Genomic DNA, 16,167 nt, shown 5'->3' on the forward strand with positions numbered 1-16,167 from the left:
GCAAGCAAACGATGACGTAGCCCTACAAACGCGCTATGGGTGACCCGTTCCCTCGCGGCTTGAGGCATGGTTCATTGAGCGGACCTTTCAGTCTCCTACAGGCTGCTTGACGTGGGTGTCGTTAGTGGAAATGCTCCCGTCGCCGCCAGCCATGTCCACAGCGATGTCGGCTTCAGCTTCCGCAAGTCTTTCTGTGCGGGTCTGCTTGTTCAGCGGTGCGTTGGGGAGCAGGAGTATAGCTACCACGGTGAGAAGGGCAAGTGGCGTGGAGATCAGGAAGACACTTGCCACAGCCCCTGCGTAGGCATCCGCTACCACGGCCCGCAGTGGCTCAGATAGAGAACCAATGGCTGGAAGGCGTTGCGTGTCTAATACCGACGGATCAATTCCTTGCGCTACAAGGCTCTCGAAGTTGTTGCGTATGGAGGTATTTGACTGTGTGGAAAGTGCTGCTCCCAGAACTGTTACGCCAATGGTCCCTCCCAAGCTTCGGAAAAATGACACTCCTGCACTGGCCACTCCAATCTGAGCCAGATTGGCCGAATTTTCCGCAACAAGAACCAGGTTTTGCATGACAATGCCGATACCCAGGCCGACCAGCGCCATATAGATCCAAAGGAGAGGCATGGGAGTGTCGACTCTTAGGGTCCCCAAACAAGCCAACCCCACGGTGAGCAGGCTGGATCCGAGAACCATCCAAGATTTCCACTTACCGGACCGGCTGATGAGGGCGCCAACGACAGTGGAGGCGATCACGACACAAATGACCTGAGGGAGGGCAAGAATGCCAGATTCGGTCGGGGTCGCCGCGCGGCTGAGCTGAAGATACTGACTAACGAAGACGGATGTCCCGTATACGGCGACGCCAACTGAGATGCTCGCCACGATGGTGAGAAAAAAGGAGCGGTTCTTGAACAAGGACAACGGGATGATCGGTTCTGCCACCTTGGCCTCTATGAAACCCGCGATGAGGAGCAGCAGGGCCGAGGATGCCAGCAAAAGGACGGACGCCAGAGACCACCACCCGAACTGTGAACCGGCTAAGGTCACCCAGACCAATAATGTCGACAGGCCTCCGGTGATAAAGAGTGCACCCCAATAGTCAATGGATACAGTACGGCGGCCACGGGGCAGATGCAGGGTGAGATGGATAAGCACCGCGGAGGCAAGGGCAAGCGGCACGGCTGCAAAAAAATTCCATCGCCAGCCGATCCAATCGGTGATGACTCCCCCGATCAGCGGTCCCCCGACGGTTCCGGCGGCCATAACCGCTCCGACGAACCCCATATATTTGCCGCGGTCCCTCGGACTGATGATGTCAGCCATGACAATCTGAACCAGAGTCATCAAGCCACCCGCGCCCAGCCCCTGTATCACTCGTCCTGCGATCAGGGTGCCGGGTTCCGGTGCAAATCCTGCAAGCAGCGCGCCCGAAATAAAAATTGCCAAAGCTGCCTGAACGAGAAGCTTTCTGTCGAGAAGGTCTGCTAATTTTCCCCATATCGGCGTGCTGACGGTTATGGCAAACAGGGTAGCGGTGACTATCCAAGTAAAAGTTGCCTGAGAACCCTGCAGGTCTGTCACAATCCGCGGAAGTGACGTTGACACAATGGAGCTCGCAAGGAGGGCAACTAGAAGCCCAGTAAGCAGGCCGGTGAGTGTCTTTGAGATGGACGTATGCGTGGGTGGCAACGCCGTCTTCTCAAGATCGAACTCGGGTCCTCCTGGCGATCCCTTGGGACTAGCGGACTTCAACGGGCTGTCCTGACTCTTCCAAATCCGCCAGCAGAGCACCGACCCTCGCTTTGGCGCGTACAAGCACGCCATGTCCGGGCGCAACGTGAACCTTGTTCTTTACTATGGCGGACAAGGCGGCCTCGGCTACTTCAAGGGGGGTGAGGATCCCCCCGGAAGCGGCGGCGATTTGGCGCATTGACATTCCGTTGCCTGGGGGGAGGCTAATGGCGCCGAGCGCTGCGGAGTTGGTCCCGAGAGGTGTATCGACCAGACCAGGACATAAGACCGTCGCACCCAGATTGGGCCCTTCCTGCCTCAGCTCGATGTCCAGCGTTTCCGTCAGGCCCACTACGGCATGCATCGTTGTGGTGTAGGGGGTTCGATGAGCCAGGGGAGCAAGGCCCCCGGAGGACGCCGTATTGAGGACATGTCCGTTGCCTTGTTCGATCATGAACGGAACGAAGGCTCGGACCCCATGGACAACGCCCATCACCTTGACGGCAATCATGCGTTCCCACGTGCGGGTCTCCTGCTCCCAAAGGGGACCACTTGGCGATACGAGGCCAGCATTGTTGCATAGCAGGTCTACCCGCCCAAACAGTTCCAACGTACGGTGAGCCAGTCGGTCCACTGAAGTGGGGTCGCTGACGTCGGTGGCCACAATCACAACTTCGGCGCCTTCCGCGCGCAGTTCGTCGGCAGCCTGCAAAAGTGCGTCTTCGCGGACATCGGCGAGGACCAGTCGGACGCCCCTTTTGGCTAAGGCTTCGGCTAACCCGAAGCCGATGCCACTGGCGCCTCCGGTAACGACTGCCACTTGGCCCGGTTCTATCTGCACAAACTGCTCCTTAATAAGAATCTAGCCGGGTGTTCTGCCGGCGAGACTATTGATGTAAAAGCCCGGCGAATCAGGACCCGCTGCCGGCCCTTCAACAGGGCACGGTAGCGTAAAGGTCAGCGGACGAAAGCGCCCGTAGCTTGACTGCGGTGCGGTGTATCCCTGGCTGCCAGTTCCATTTCGGCGGTTCCGGCGATGTCAGCTATCCCGGCGAGAGCGTCGGCTACGACCTGCGTGACGGGGGCGCCGATGTCGACGACGATTCCGGTTTCGTCGGCTTCGAGGGGTTCCAGCGTGGCGAGCTGGGACTCGAGGAGGGTGGTAGGCATAAAGTGCCCGGAGCGGCCCTCCAGCCGGGACCCGAGGACGTCCTTGGTGCCGTGCAGGTGCAGGAAAATGGTGTCCGGTGCCTGCTGCCGGATCGCGTCGCGGTAGCTGCGGCGCAGCGCGGAGCAGGCCAGGACCATGCCGCCGTCGCCCGCGTTGGCCAGCTCTGAACCCACGGTGGTGAGCCAGGGCCAGCGGTCCTCGTCCGTCAGGGGCGTCCCGGCGGCCATCTTGGCGACGTTCTCCACGGGGTGGAGGGAATCGCCGTCGAGGAAGGGGACGCCGAGTTCGCGGGCGACGAGGTCGCCGATGGTGGTCTTGCCGCAGCCGGACACGCCCATCACGATGATGCGGAGCTTGGGCTGGGCTGTAGTGGGTTGAGCAGTGTTCACCAGTCGTGGACCGTTCCGTCGATGAGGCGGTTGTAGGGCAGGTAGGCCTGCTGGTAGGGGTAGGCCGCGGCGGCTTCTTCGTTGAATTCGACGCCGATGCCGGGTTTGTCGCCCGGGTGCAGGTAGCCGTCCTTGAAGGTCATGGACTGCTGGAAGACCTCGTTGGTTTTGTCCGAGTGCTGCATGTATTCCTGGATGCCGTAGTTGTGGATGGCCAGGCCCACGTGCAGCTGCGCGGCGAACCCGACCGGGGAGATGTCGGTGGGGCCGTGGAAGCCGGACTTGATCTGGTACTGCGCGGCGAAGTCCATGACCTTCTTCAACGGGCTGATCCCGCCGAAGTGGGTGGACGCGGCCCGCACGTAGTCGATCAGCTGTTCCTTGATGAGGGTCTGGTAGTCCCACACCGTGTTGAAAATTTCCCCGATGGCCAACGGCGTGGTGGTGTGCTGGCGGACCAGGCGGAGGCCTTCCTGGTTTTCGGCCGGGGTGCAGTCCTCCAGCCAGAACAGGTCGTAGGGCTCCAGTGCTTTGCCGAGCTTGGCGGCCTGGATGGGGGTCATCCGGTGGTGGCCGTCGTGCAGCAGCGGGATTTCGGGGCCGAACTCGTTCCGGACCGCCTCGAACACGCTGGGCAGATGGCGGAGGTAGGCGCGGGTGTCCCAGTCTTCCTCCAGCGGGAAGGTGCCGCGGCCGGCAGGCTCGTAGTCGTAGCGTTCACCGGAGGCCTGCGCCTGCGCTGCCACACCGTAGACGGCCTTGATGCCGGGAACGGCGGTCTGGATACGGATCGACTTGTACCCGAGCTCCAGGTGTTCACGCACCGAATCAAACAGCGACGGCAGGTCCGCGCCCGAGGCGTGGCCGTACGCGCGGAGCCCGGTCCGGGACGCCCCGCCCAGCAACTGGTAGACCGGCATGCCGGCCATTTTGCCCTTGATGTCCCACAAGGCCATGTCCACCGCCGCGATCGCGGCCATGGTCACGGGCCCGCGGCGCCAGTACGAGGACCGGTAAAGGAACTGCCAGGTGTCCTCGATCCGGTGCGGGTCCTTGCCGATCAGCAGCTGCGCCACATGTTCCTTGAGGTACGCGGCGACGGCGAGCTCCCGGCCGTTGAGGGTGGCGTCGCCGATGCCGGTGACACCGTCCTCGGTGGTGATCCGGAGGGTCACGAAGTTCCGGGAGGGGCTGGTCACGAAGACGTCGGCGGCAATGATTTTCACAGCTGGTCCTTTCAAGGGCTGGGGCAAGGTCAGTAAGAGGTGGAGGCGGGACGGCGGAACTTGCCCTGCAGGCTCTCCACAAGCTGCACGGTCGCTTCGTCCTTGGCCAGTGCAGGATCAAGAACACGCAACAAGGCATGGATCCGCTTGGTTCCGGCCAGGAGATTCGCCGAATCTATTGCCTCAGCCTGGCCGTCCTGCAACGGTGTGGCAGTGGCTGTGTAATCAGTCCAGGCGGCGATCATGAGTGCGGCGGCGGCACCGGTCCTGCCGGCTGCACGTTCTGCCTGCAGGACCGGGACGGCGCGCATCCGCAGCTTGGTGCTGCCGTCCATAGCGATTTGGGAGAGGTTGTGGGCGATCCTGGCGTTGCCGAAGCGTGCAAGCAGCGCGGCCCGGTAGGACGGAATCTGCAGTTCCCCTGCAGGCAGGTTGGCCTCAGCTTCGTCCCAGAAAGCTTCCACGGCCTGAAGGCATACCGGGTCCGCCAAGGCCTCGGCCACGGTGGAATGGCCGCGAAGCTGCCCGGCGTAGGCGAGCAGTGTATGTGCGCCGTTGAGCAGCCACAGCTTGCGGTTTTCGTATGGCTCGATATCGTCCACAAAGAGGGCGCCGGCATCTTCCCAGCGGGGCCGCCCGGCAGGGAAGTCCCCGCTGAGCACCCAGCTGGAGAAGGGCTCCGCCACCACGGGCGACGTGTCACAGTACCCGCAGGCGTCCCGGACGTCAGCAAGGTCCTGGTCCGTGGTCCGCGGCGTAATACGGTCCACCGACGTGCTGACGAAGCTGACATTGGCATCAATCCAGGCAGCGAGCCCGGAATCCCAGGCGCCGGCGAACCCGGCAACAGCTTGCCGCGCAACTGCTCCGTTGTTGGACAGGTTGTCGCAGCAGACAACGGCAATCGGCCCGGAGCCTGCGTCCCTGCGGGCGGCAAGTGCCAGCGCGAGGCGCCCCAGCGGCGTGGCCGGACGCCCACTGCCGGAACCCAACAGCGCAAGGTCCGTGGCGACGTCCGGCGCAGTGACGTCCAACGTACCGTCGGCACCCAGCCCGTAAGCCGCTTCGGTGATTGTGAGGGTGACCATGGCAGTCCCGGGCGCGGCCACCAGCGCGGTGAGCCGCTGCAGGTCCGCCCCGTGCGCCGCCTCCACGATGCTCCCCACCACAGTGAACGAGTCGCCGGTGTCCGCGCGTTCCACCACCGTGTACAGCCCGTCCTGCTCCGCCAGGGCGGCGGCGGCGTCAGGGCGCCGGCCGGTGAAGGCGGCAATCCCCCACTGGGCCGCATCCCCGGCCTGCTGGGTGTACCAGGCCTGGTGCGAGCGGTGGAACGCGCCCAGGCCCAGGTGGACAATCCGGACCGGGGCCTTGGGCAACGGGCGCAAGGTACGGTTCAGCTGCGGAAGGTCCGTGGCCGGAACAACCGGAACATGCACTTCGGTGCTCACAGCTTGAATACCCGGCGCGGCGAGCCGTCCACAATGTCCACAATCAACTCGTGGGCGCGGTCCTCGCTGACCCGGTGCTCGGCCACCAGGCGGGCCAGGAACGAGGCCTCGATCCGGCGGGAGGCGTCGTGCCGGGCCGGGATGGAACAGAAGGCGCGGGTGTCGTCGATGAACCCGGAGGAACGGGAGAAGCCCGCCGTTTCGGTGACCGCGGAGCGGAACCGCAGCATCGCATCCGGGGCATCCAGGAACCACCACGGCGCGCCCAGGTACACGGAGGGGTAGAAACCGGCCAGCGGGGCCAGTTCGCGGGAGAACACGGTCTCGTCCAGGGTGAAGAGCACCAGGTGGAAGTCCTTGGCGGTGCCGAAGTCCTGCAGGACCGGCCGGATGGCCTCGGTGTAGTTGATGGCGAACGGGATGTCATGCCCGGTGTCCGCGCCGAAGGTATTGAAGGTGGGCTCGTGGTGGTTGCGGTACGAGCCCGGGTGGATGGTCATCACCAGGCCGTCTTCCACGGACATGCGCGCCATCTGGTACATCATGTGCGCTTCAAAATCGTCCCGGTCATGCGCCGTGGCCTTGCCCGAGCGGGCACGGTCAAACAGTTTCGCGGCATCGGTAGCGTCAAGCTTCAGCGTCGCGGGGGTGGAGACACCGTGGTCGGCCGAGACGGCACCGTGCTCCACGAAATAACGGCGCCTATTCTCCAGCGCAGTGAGGTAGGCACCATAGCCCGTGCCGCCGTCGCCCGCTGCCGCGATGAGTCGGTCCACGTTGTCTGCCCATGCGGGGTGGGCGATGTTGAGGTAGGCGTCGGGGCGGAAGGTGGGCAGGACACGCCCGTGGAAGCTGGGGTCCTGCGCCAGGGCCTTGTGGCTTTCCAGCGTGTCCAGGGGATCGTCAGTGGTGGCCAGGACCTCGATGTTGAAGTCCTTGAAAAGCTCCCGCGGACGGAACCCCGGCTCCTGGAGCTTGGCGGAGATTGCGTCGTAGCTGGCATCGGCTGATTCCGCGCTCAGCTCGCCCTGCAGTCCGAAGACGCTGGAGAACTGCGTGCGCAGCCAGTAGCCCGAGGCGGTGCCTTCAAACAGGGGCCAGGCCTTGCAGAACTCGCGCCATACGTCGCGGGAATCCGGCTGCGACGTGTTTGATTCCCGCAGCCGGTCCAGCGGAACGCCGCTGGCGTGGATCAGCCGGGTGACGTAGTGGTCGGGGCTGACCAGCAGCGCTGCCGGGTCCGGGAACGAGGTGTTTTGCTCGATGACTGCGGCGTCAACGTGCCCGTGCGGGGAGATGATGGGGAGGTCCTGGACGCGCTGCAGGAGTTCGCGTGCAATGGCGCGTGTTCCCGGATCAGCGGGCAGGAGCCGCTCTGGGTTCGCGGCAATCGATAGTGTCAAGGTCTGCTCCGTTCTTTTCGTACTCATAGGTCAGCCTGTTTGGATTCAGGTGACGGTCCGGGCTGTCGCTCAGTTGTTTCGGTGCCGAACACGGAGCGAGTGCCTGAATGTGCATGTATTTCAAGGAGGCATGAGTCGTCCGCTGGATCCCCGGACTACGAGTTCTGTCTCGACATGAACGGAAGAGGCGCCAGCGTCAGACGTTATGGCCTCAAGCATCAGTTCAGCGGCCTTTGTCCCGCAGTCGGACAGGGGCGAACGAACTGTGGTTAAAGGCGGTGTGGTGAAGTCTGCCCCGAAGATGTCGTCGAACCCCACGATGCTGATCTGATCCGGGATCAGCACGCCGGCAGCCTGGAGTTCCTGCATCAGGCCGATGGCAAGCAGATCGTTGTAGGTGAGCACCGCAGTGGCACCGCTGGCCAGCACTTCCCTGGCGAGTCTCCTGCCGCCGTCGACCGTCGGTTTCGTTGATGGCAAGTTCACGGCTTCTAGCCTTGACCACTCACAGGCAGAGCGGATGCTTTCCCAGCGTTGGCTGGACATCCACGACTGTGGCGGCCCCGATACATAGCCAAGTTTTTGGTGACCGTTGGCGGCAAGGTTACGGACAGCCTCTCCGATTCCGGTGCTGACGTCCGGTACCACCGACGTAACGCCGCGGACCTCCCTGTTGATGACAACTACTGGTTTAACTTTGGCTAGGGTCCGGATCTGCTCGTCATCCATGCGTGGGCTTCCCAATATGAGCCCGTCCACCGCAGCCAACATGCGCCTGGCGGTCGTTAGTTCCGTAGCTGGCGATTCAGCCGACTCGGCGAATGTGACGGTGTAATTGTTGGCTGCGGCGGCGGTTCCCGCGCCTCGGATGATGTCGAAGAACGTTGGATTGGTGATATCCGCGACAATCAGGCCGAAGGTGCCCGTTCTTCCTGTGGGGAGCGCCCGTGCAAAAGGATTGGCCTGATAGTCGAGATTTGCCGCTGTAGCCTCAACCAACTTTCGGGTTTTGGAACTAACCCGGTCGGGTTTGCTGAGGGCACGTGACACCGTGGACGCATTGACTCCGGCAAGCTTTGCGATGTCATAGATCGTTGGCTTGCCGTTCGTCCTGTTACGACCGTTGGGAAGATCGGCAAGGGGGTTGGGTTTTGCGGAAATTTCCGGGGCTTCACCGTTCCCAACAACGGAATTGATTCGTGCAACCCCAGAGCTCATAGATTCGTTCACTGGCCAATCCTGTCGTTGATGCCGTCACCCCGAAGTTCTCCGTGTTTAGCTGCGCTGGGCAAACTTCCCTTCGTCAGCAATCCGTTTATTGAGTTCTTCCAAGAATTCGTCCTCGTTGAAATCGAGCCCAACTTCTTTTCCGGTCCAGCTCGAAAGATGGATGGCGTTGGCCAGCCGGACGCCATTGATGCCGTCGGAACCTGGCGCAAGGAGGGGGGTGCCGTCGAGAATGTTGGCCGCGAAGTTTTCCAGAACGCCGGCATGCTGCACGCCCCAGGCCGAGGGAAATTCGATAACCTCTGTGGTGTACAGTTGCTCGGATTTCAGCTCCCCAACGAAAAGCCTCCGAACGTCGTCAGTGCCCATGGAATCGCTGATCTCACGCTCAGGTTTGGTGAGCCGTGTAACTGTGGCGGTTTTGGATTTTTCGACGACGATTTTTCCTTGGTCACCGAGAATCTCGAACCGGTCGGTTCCCGCGATGTCGTGGGTGGCGGTAATGAAGACGCCCGTAGCGCCGTCGCCGTAGTCCACGACTGCGGTGACCTCGTCCTCGACGGCGATGTCCCGGCGGAACCCGTACGAGACCTTCGCGTACACGGACTTCGGCACACCGCAGATCCACTGCCAAAGGTCCAGCTGGTGTGGTGCCTGGTTGACCAGGACGCCGCCGCCTTCGCCGCCCCATGTGGCCCGCCACTCGCTGGAGTTGTAGTAGCCCTGGGGGCGCCACCAAGTGGTGATGATCCAGTTGGTGCGAAGGATGTGTCCGATTTCGCCGTTCTCGACGATTTCCTTCAGCCGCTGGTACAGAGGGTTGTTGCGCTGGTTGAACATAATTCCGAACGTTAGTTCTGGCTTGCTCGCAGCGTAATCGTTCAGTTCCTTGACCTGCTTGGTGTAAACACCAGCCGGCTTTTCCACGAGCGCGTGGATGTCACGCTTCAGCGCTTCGATTCCCATCTCGGGATGGAGATAGTGCGGGACGCAGGTCACGACAGCGTCCACGTCACCGCTCTCGAGCATCGCTAGGTAGTCCTCGTGGAAGGGGACACCCGGATAGTCGTATTCGGCCAGTGCCCTCTTCAAAGGATCGATGTCACAGAAGGCACCTATCTCCATGTTGGGGACTTTCCCAGCCGCGATGAACTTGGCGTACATGCCGCCCTGCTGTCCCAGCCCGATGATGCCGAGGCGGATTTTCCTGCTCATGTTGTTTTGCTCCATGTCTTGTGCGAAATTCGAATGTTGGTGCTAGAAGAGGTCTGAGTGGCCCATGGCCACGAGGTTGTCGTACGAGGTCTGCAGTGCTTCCCAGACGGTGCGGCCGTAGAGTTCGTCCTGTTCAACGAGCAGGTACTCAGCACCCGCGGCCTGGGAGGCTGCGATAATGGAGGGGAAATCAAGGTTCCCTTCGCCTACTTCGGCGAACTCGACATTGCTGCGGAAGTCATTTCTGAAACCAGAGGCGTCGCCGGCAGCCAGCTTGGAAAAAGCGGATTCCGGGACTTCACCGATGCGGTAGTCCTTTAGGTGGATCATTGCAGTGCGGTTGGAATACTTGTTGATGGTCCGCACGGGGTCCAGGCCGCCTCGCTGCACCCAATGCACATCGAGTTCCAGGCCCATAGCCGGAGAGTTGTCCGCGATAATATCCAGCATGTATTTGCCGTCGAATTTTGCGAACTCGACGTGGTGGTTGTGATAGTAGAGCCCAATGCCATATTCCTGCAGCCTTTCGGCGTATCCGTTAGCCTGCTTGGCAAAGTCGACAACCGCTTCGATGGATTTCATTGCCGTGAACGGCAGAATACCGAACCGAAGAAACCTCGTATTAAGTCGTTTCGCGTCGTCTACGATCTTGGCGAAGTCGTTTTCCAGCGAATCACCGGGGCGGCCCTTCGGCACATTAAGGGCAACAGAGAGCGCCGCAATGTCCATCCCTAGTTCGGCACGGGACTTTTCCAGTTCGGCCACGTTGTCCGCCGTCATTGGAATCTGGGAAATCTCGACGGCGTTGTAGCCGATCGCGTTTACCTTGCGCAGCGTTTCGAATGCTCCAACTTCTGCGAAGCTTTGCGTCAACATCATCGCCTGCACACCTATTTTGGCCATTTCTGTCTCCTTTGTTGTTCCTGGGGTTGCATGGGGGCCGCTCTAGGCGAGGGCGCCAGCCTGTTCGTTCTGTGACCGCTGGATTTCCATTAGCCTGTGGCGGTCGGCGCGGCGCTTTTCCTGCCGGTCTGGGTCAGGCACGGGTGAGGCCAAGAGCAACCTCTGGGTGTAGGGGTGATCGGGATCCCGGGTTACTGTTTCGGCGGCCCCCTGTTCTACGATTTCACCGCGGTACATGACTGCCACGCGGTGGCTGATATGCCGCACGACGTCAAGGTCGTGGGAGACGAACAGGTAGGAGACACCGGTGTCCCGCTGGATTTGGAGGAACAGGTCCAGGACCACTGCCTGGGTGGAAAGATCGAGTGCGCTGACTGGTTCGTCGCAGACGATGAGTTTCGGTGAAAGCGCAAGGGCACGGGCGATTGCCACCCTTTGCCGTTGTCCGCCACTGAATTCACGGGGCAGGCGGTGTTCAGCGTCGGAGGGCAGCCCCACCTGATCCAGGAGTTCGCGGACCCGTGTCTTCGCCTCGGAGGGAGATTTGCCTTGGACACGGAGGGGCTCGGCGAGGATATCGCCGACCTCCAATGCTGGGTTGAGCGACGTGTAGGGGTCTTGGAAGACTACTTGGAGGTCCCGACTCAGGGAACGGCGCTGCTGCCTGGTGGCTCCGCTGATGTCGTTTCCTTCAAAGATGATCTTGCCGTGGGAGACCGGTGCCAGGCCAAGGACTGCGCGGCCAAGTGTTGTCTTGCCTGAACCTGACTCCCCCACCAGTCCCAGCGTTTCACCTTGGCTGATGCTGATGTTGATATCCGTCAGGGCACGGAAGGACTTGGCCCGAAAGCCCTTCCCTTTGTATTCCACCGCAAGGTTGTGCACTTGCAGGAGTTCCTGACTGTTTGGCGCGTTATCCTCACCGCCGGGGTGGGTATAGGCAGTCATGACGCTGCCGCCTTTGAGCTTGCTGAAACGAGCATTTTCATGGGTTCCTTGCCTTCGAGCATCGAGGCCAGCAATGTTTGGGTGTAGTGCTCCTTCGGGTTGCGGAGGATGTCCCGGACTGGCCCTTCCTCTACAAGCCGGCCGTTCTGCATCACGGCTACGCGGTCGCAAATGTCTGCAACGACGCCGAAGTTGTGGGTGACCAGGATGACTCCAACGCCGAGGCGGCGCTGAAGATCGCGGATGAGGTCCAGGACGTCGGCTTGGACGGTCACGTCCAGTGCCGTGGTGGGCTCGTCGGCAATAACCAAGTCCGGTTTGCAACTGATCGCTCCCGCAATGAGGACGCGCTGTGCCATTCCTCCGGAGACCTCATGGGGGTACGCGTTGAATGTACGGTCCGGGTTTGCAATGCCGACGTCTGAGAGCAGCTTCTTGGCCCTGGTGGTGGCTTCGGCTTTGGAAATGCCCAGCACGCGCACCATAGGTGTGACCAGTTGGTATCCAATGGTGAACGCGGGGTCCAGATTGCTCATCGGTTCCTGCGGGATGTAGGAGATCCGTTTGCCGCGAAGCTTGGAAAGCCGTCCCTGGTTGACCTTTTCGTCGCCCGGGGCGACGGTGTATTCACCGTCGAATTGGATGGACCCGGCCACAACCCGGGCGTTGTCCGGAAGCAGTCCCAGGATGGAGAATGCTGTCTGGGATTTGCCGGACCCCGACTCGCCGACGATTCCCAGAATTTCTCCGCGGTCCACATGGAATGAAACGTCGTCCACAACCTTCTTGATGGACCCATCGGCCTGCGGGTAGCCAACACCAAGGTTGGAGACTTTGACGAGGTGATGTTCAGTACCTGCTTCAACTACAGCGGTCTTTTTTCCATCAATCCGGTCGGTCCTTAATGCGGCCTTCGAAGCACCAGTGGCTGTCGGAGTGGATTTCATGCGCGATTTAGTGAGGTCGCCGTCTTCAAGCGCATCACGGAGTGCGTTTCCCAGGAGTACCAGGCCACCGATGGTCAGCGAGACGGCGAGGGCGGGCCAGAAGAGCAGAGAGGGTGCGAGGTACACGTTTTTAAAGCCTTCGCCCATCATGACGCCCCACGTGGCCTTGGTCGGATCTCCTAGGCCGAGAAATTCCAGTCCCGACTGGATGGAGATGGCCACCCCCGCAATGGCGGCAGTTTGGATGATAATCGGAGCACGCACGACGGAGAAGACGTGCCGGGAGATGATGCTGAAGTCCGAGAGGCCCGAAACCCTGGCCGCGTCGACGTACAGTTCGTTCCGGACGGATTGAACGGCGGTGCGTGTAAGCCGAAAGTAGGAGGGGCTGATAAGGACACCGAATATGATCATGGTCAGCCATACGGATGGGCCGAATGCCGCCCGGATCGCCAACAGGACGATCAAGCCTGGCAAACTCATGAGGATGCTGACGGTCCAGTTGGATACTGCCTCAAATTTGCCCGCGTAGTAACCCGCGACGAGTCCGGCTGGAAGGCCGATGGCGATCGCCACTGCGGCGCACAGGAGCGCGGAGAGGAGTGTCAGGCGTGCTCCGACCAGCAACCTGCTCCATATGTCTCGTCCCGCACTGTCCGTGCCCAGGATGTTGACGCTGTCCGGCGGGGCCAGCGTTTTTCCGATGTTCGCGAAGTCCTCCGCGAAGGGAGCCAGGACATCGGCCAAGACGGCGAGCAGGGACATTGCCACCAGGATGACTATGGCCAGGATACCGAGGGGGTTCTTAAGCAGTCGCTTCAGCACCGTTGACCGCACTACTGTTCCGGCCTGGCCGGTAGGAAGTCCTGATTCCGGGGTTGGGGTTAGGGCTGTGGATTCTACGGACTCGGTCACGAGGCACGCACCTTCGGGTTTAGCCAGCCGTTGACGAGGTCTACAAGAAGGTTGACAACGATCACGACGACAACTGTGTAAATTACGACGCCCATGACTACGGGCAGATCGGTCTGGGTGGTTGCTAGAACCGCCAGGGGTCCGATCCCTGGGAGGGCGAAGATCTGTTCGATAATGAGGACTCCGCCGAGCATGCCAATGAGTTGAAGGCTCAAGACGGTCAGCCCTGCCGGCGCTGCGCTGCGAAGAACGTGCTTGAAAAGGATCTCCTTCTCACCGATCCCGCGGCTGCGCAGTGTCCGAACATAGTCGCGTTCGAGTTGTTTGATCACGGCGCTGCGGATCTGTTGGGCGCCGCCTGTTACTCCATTGACGAGGAGTGCGAGGACGGGCAACGTGAGAGATTTGATCCAGGCATCCACTCCTGCGTCGGGTGCGATGGTACTGGTCGCGGGAAACATTCTGAGCTGGATGGCCAGAACCGTGACCAGGAATATGGCAAGCACAAAGCCGGGGATCGAGTCACCGATGATGGCCCCGACCTGAACCGTACGGTCGACCCAACCTCGCCGAACCGCCGCGGCTACGCCAATCAGGGTCGCGATAATGGAGATCAGGATCATGGCCGCAATGACCATTGTCATGGTGACGGGAATACGTGTTGCCAGGGAGGCTGAGACTGGTTCAGAGGTGAACCAGGAGGTTCCAAGATCGCCCTGCAGGGCGTTGACGATCCAGCTGCCGTAACGGGCGAGGATGGGCTGGTCCAGCCCTAGTTCTGCCTCTTTCATCGCCAATTGTTCCGGCGTGGCTTGATCGCCGAGGATGTTCCGGGCAATGCTTCCGCTGCCGGTGTAAAGAAGGAAAAAAGTTAACGCCGATACGACGATCAAGACCACTAGTCCGCTGCCGAGGCGTTTGAGGATGAATCTGGTCATTGCTTGCTCCGATGAAATCATGGTGGGCCGCCTGCCTGGGTCTGCTCGATACGCGGACCCAGGCAAAAGCCCGTGCTCGGTGTTTAACCCGTCGCCTTAGGAGGCCGGCGAGTAGTTGTAGATTGACGGGACGGCCTGCTGGATCTGGGGCTTCACGTTGACCTTGTTGTTATGGAAATACATCTGCTGCACGCGGTAGAGGGGGGCAAACCAGGCCTGTTCGACGACGTATTTGTTCACTTCCTGTGACAGCTTTTTTGCGTCTTCGCCGCCCTCTTGGACTGCCGTGATTTTGGCCTGTAGTTCAGGAGTCGTGTTCTTGAAAGGGTTGTATAAGGCGCGGGTGGAGATGAGCTGATTAATGGCAACCCACGGTTCACCTTGGAAGAGGTTGGCGTACAGGATGGTGAATTTCCCGGCAGCGATATCGCTGGTGTATGTGGTGGTCGGAACACCACCGAGGTTCAGGGTGATGCCTACATCCGCCAGTTGTTGCTTGACCATGGAGAGCTGTGTTTCGGAACCTGTGATGACGGGCATCTCCAACACCACACCTGTTTCGTAGCCGGCTTCCTTCAGAAGTGCCTTGGCCTTCGCCGGATCGTACGGGTACCTGTTTTCCAGCTCCTCCAGCCAGGCTCCGCTGTCTTTGCCAAACGGCTGCGACGTAGTTTCGCCCTCGCCCAGGAGCACCTGCTCCAGGATGGTCTTGCGGTCAAACGCATAATTGATCGCCTGACGGACCCTGACGTCCTTGAGCGCGGGGACCTTTGTGCCGTCCCGGTCAAGGAGCAGCAGTCCCTGCCAGTCCACCTGGGACTGGACCAAGGTCATTTGAGCGCCGGCTGCCTGCTTGCCAGCCTTGGGGTCGAGCAGTGCGGCATCCACCTGACCCGATACCAGCGCGTTCGTACGGGCTGTCAGGTCCTGGAGGATTTTGAAAGTAACCTTCGAGTACTTCTGCAGGTCCTTGTTCCAGTAGTCCTCGCGGGCATTGAATACCGACTGGCCATCTTTGACGGTGGCCGCTTTGTCCATGACGTAAGGACCGGTGCCCACCGGCTCAGTCTTGATCGCTTCAGTTCCCAGTGCCGTGGGACTGCCCATCAGACCGGCTGCCTGGCTTAGGTAGAACTCCAGGGCGGGGTCCGGGGAGGCGAGATTGATGTCGATTGTGTCGTCATCGACGACCTTGACCTCTGACACAGCGATGAGCTGGGCCATTTGGGGCCCGTTGCCCTTTTTGAAGTGGTCGAGGTTGGCCTTCGCTGCTGCTGCGTCGAATTTGGCCCCGTCACTGAATGTGACGCCTGAGCGAAGGTCTACCGTCAGGACGGTGTTGGTGTCGTTGTACTTCCACTCGGTAGCGAGCATGGGGCTGAGTTTGCCGTCTGGTTCACGGAGTATCAGCGAGTCGTATGCAGCTTGGTAGGGCTGAAGGGTGTGCCCCACATGCGCCTGGGCTGGATCCCAGGAACGCACGTCTGCGGTTGCCCCCAGGGTCAGGGTGGTCGCTTTGGGGCCGCCGGCGGCTGCTGGGCCGGTGGTCCCGCCCCCGCATCCTGTTAGGACGAGCGCGGCAGTGGTGCTGATGGCGACAACGGCCGCCATGGGACCTAACTTCATCGTTGGCTCCTGTTTCTATGCATTCTTATGAGGGACGTACTTATGAGGGACGTAGCGGACTCGAGATCTGTTGA

The 16,167-nt window shown here is 61.0% G+C and carries 13 protein-coding genes; all 13 read right to left on the reverse strand.

Features of this window, described 5'->3' with window-relative positions:
- Window positions 1–87: 87 nt before the first annotated feature.
- On the reverse strand, window positions 88–1,827 hold the full coding sequence (locus AC5RUQ_RS17535; protein ID WP_493948684.1) for an MDR family MFS transporter: 1,740 nt from the start codon (window positions 1,825–1,827) through the stop codon (window positions 88–90).
- Complete coding sequence (locus tag AC5RUQ_RS17540; RefSeq protein WP_493948600.1) at window positions 1,742–2,575, reverse strand: SDR family NAD(P)-dependent oxidoreductase; 834 nt, start codon at window positions 2,573–2,575, stop codon at window positions 1,742–1,744. Before AC5RUQ_RS17540 ends, AC5RUQ_RS17535 begins: the two co-directional genes overlap by 86 nt.
- Window positions 2,576–2,691: 116 nt before the next feature.
- Window positions 2,692–3,294: a gluconokinase gene (locus tag AC5RUQ_RS17545; protein WP_493948601.1), complete on the reverse strand. Its 603-nt coding sequence runs from the start codon at window positions 3,292–3,294 to the stop codon at window positions 2,692–2,694.
- On the reverse strand, window positions 3,291–4,520 hold the full coding sequence (manD, locus tag AC5RUQ_RS17550; protein ID WP_493948602.1) for a D-mannonate dehydratase ManD: 1,230 nt from the start codon (window positions 4,518–4,520) through the stop codon (window positions 3,291–3,293). The genes AC5RUQ_RS17545 and manD overlap by 4 nt, the downstream gene beginning before the upstream one ends.
- A gap of 29 nt (window positions 4,521–4,549) precedes the next feature.
- Window positions 4,550–5,971: a mannitol dehydrogenase family protein gene (locus AC5RUQ_RS17555; protein WP_493948603.1), complete on the reverse strand. Its 1,422-nt coding sequence runs from the start codon at window positions 5,969–5,971 to the stop codon at window positions 4,550–4,552.
- Window positions 5,968–7,401, reverse strand: a complete 1,434-nt coding sequence (uxaC, locus tag AC5RUQ_RS17560; protein ID WP_493948604.1) for a glucuronate isomerase — start codon at window positions 7,399–7,401, stop codon at window positions 5,968–5,970. Before uxaC ends, AC5RUQ_RS17555 begins: the two co-directional genes overlap by 4 nt.
- Window positions 7,402–7,494: 93 nt before the next feature.
- The gene (locus AC5RUQ_RS17565) at window positions 7,495–8,604 is read right to left on the reverse strand and encodes a LacI family DNA-binding transcriptional regulator (protein ID WP_493948605.1); all 1,110 of its coding nucleotides are present in this window, start codon (window positions 8,602–8,604) and stop codon (window positions 7,495–7,497) included.
- A gap of 45 nt (window positions 8,605–8,649) precedes the next feature.
- A complete protein-coding gene (locus AC5RUQ_RS17570) occupies window positions 8,650–9,816 on the reverse strand; it encodes a Gfo/Idh/MocA family protein (RefSeq protein ID WP_493948606.1) in 1,167 nt (388 codons plus the stop codon).
- A gap of 42 nt (window positions 9,817–9,858) precedes the next feature.
- The gene (locus AC5RUQ_RS17575; RefSeq protein ID WP_493948607.1) at window positions 9,859–10,719 is read right to left on the reverse strand and encodes a sugar phosphate isomerase/epimerase family protein; all 861 of its coding nucleotides are present in this window, start codon (window positions 10,717–10,719) and stop codon (window positions 9,859–9,861) included.
- A gap of 42 nt (window positions 10,720–10,761) precedes the next feature.
- Window positions 10,762–11,667 (reverse strand): ATP-binding cassette domain-containing protein, encoded by a 906-nt coding sequence (locus AC5RUQ_RS17580; RefSeq protein ID WP_493948608.1) that lies wholly within the window; start codon window positions 11,665–11,667, stop codon window positions 10,762–10,764.
- On the reverse strand, window positions 11,664–13,529 hold the full coding sequence (locus tag AC5RUQ_RS17585) for a dipeptide/oligopeptide/nickel ABC transporter permease/ATP-binding protein (RefSeq protein ID WP_493948609.1): 1,866 nt from the start codon (window positions 13,527–13,529) through the stop codon (window positions 11,664–11,666). The genes AC5RUQ_RS17580 and AC5RUQ_RS17585 overlap by 4 nt, the downstream gene beginning before the upstream one ends.
- Window positions 13,526–14,488: an ABC transporter permease gene (locus AC5RUQ_RS17590; RefSeq protein WP_493948611.1), complete on the reverse strand. Its 963-nt coding sequence runs from the start codon at window positions 14,486–14,488 to the stop codon at window positions 13,526–13,528. Before AC5RUQ_RS17590 ends, AC5RUQ_RS17585 begins: the two co-directional genes overlap by 4 nt.
- Window positions 14,489–14,563: 75 nt before the next feature.
- Window positions 14,564–16,093 (reverse strand): ABC transporter substrate-binding protein, encoded by a 1,530-nt coding sequence (locus tag AC5RUQ_RS17595; RefSeq protein WP_493948612.1) that lies wholly within the window; start codon window positions 16,091–16,093, stop codon window positions 14,564–14,566.
- Window positions 16,094–16,167 lie beyond the last annotated feature (74 nt).

Source organism: Arthrobacter sp. MDT2-3 (assembly GCF_059090465.1).

Excerpts from the sequence above, each read along its gene's own strand:
- AC5RUQ_RS17535 (WP_493948684.1), bottom strand. The coding sequence starts at position 1,827 with ATGGCGTGCTTGTACGCGCCAAAGCGAGGGTCGGTGCTCTGCTGGCGG.
- uxaC (WP_493948604.1), bottom strand. The coding sequence starts at position 7,401 with ATGAGTACGAAAAGAACGGAGCAGACCTTGACACTATCGATTGCCGCG.
- AC5RUQ_RS17570 (WP_493948606.1), bottom strand. The coding sequence starts at position 9,816 with ATGAGCAGGAAAATCCGCCTCGGCATCATCGGGCTGGGACAGCAGGGC.
- AC5RUQ_RS17575 (WP_493948607.1), bottom strand. The coding sequence starts at position 10,719 with ATGGCCAAAATAGGTGTGCAGGCGATGATGTTGACGCAAAGCTTCGCA.
- AC5RUQ_RS17580 (WP_493948608.1), bottom strand. The coding sequence starts at position 11,667 with ATGACTGCCTATACCCACCCCGGCGGTGAGGATAACGCGCCAAACAGT.
- AC5RUQ_RS17590 (WP_493948611.1), bottom strand. The coding sequence starts at position 14,488 with ATGATTTCATCGGAGCAAGCAATGACCAGATTCATCCTCAAACGCCTC.
- AC5RUQ_RS17595 (WP_493948612.1), bottom strand. The coding sequence starts at position 16,093 with ATGAAGTTAGGTCCCATGGCGGCCGTTGTCGCCATCAGCACCACTGCC.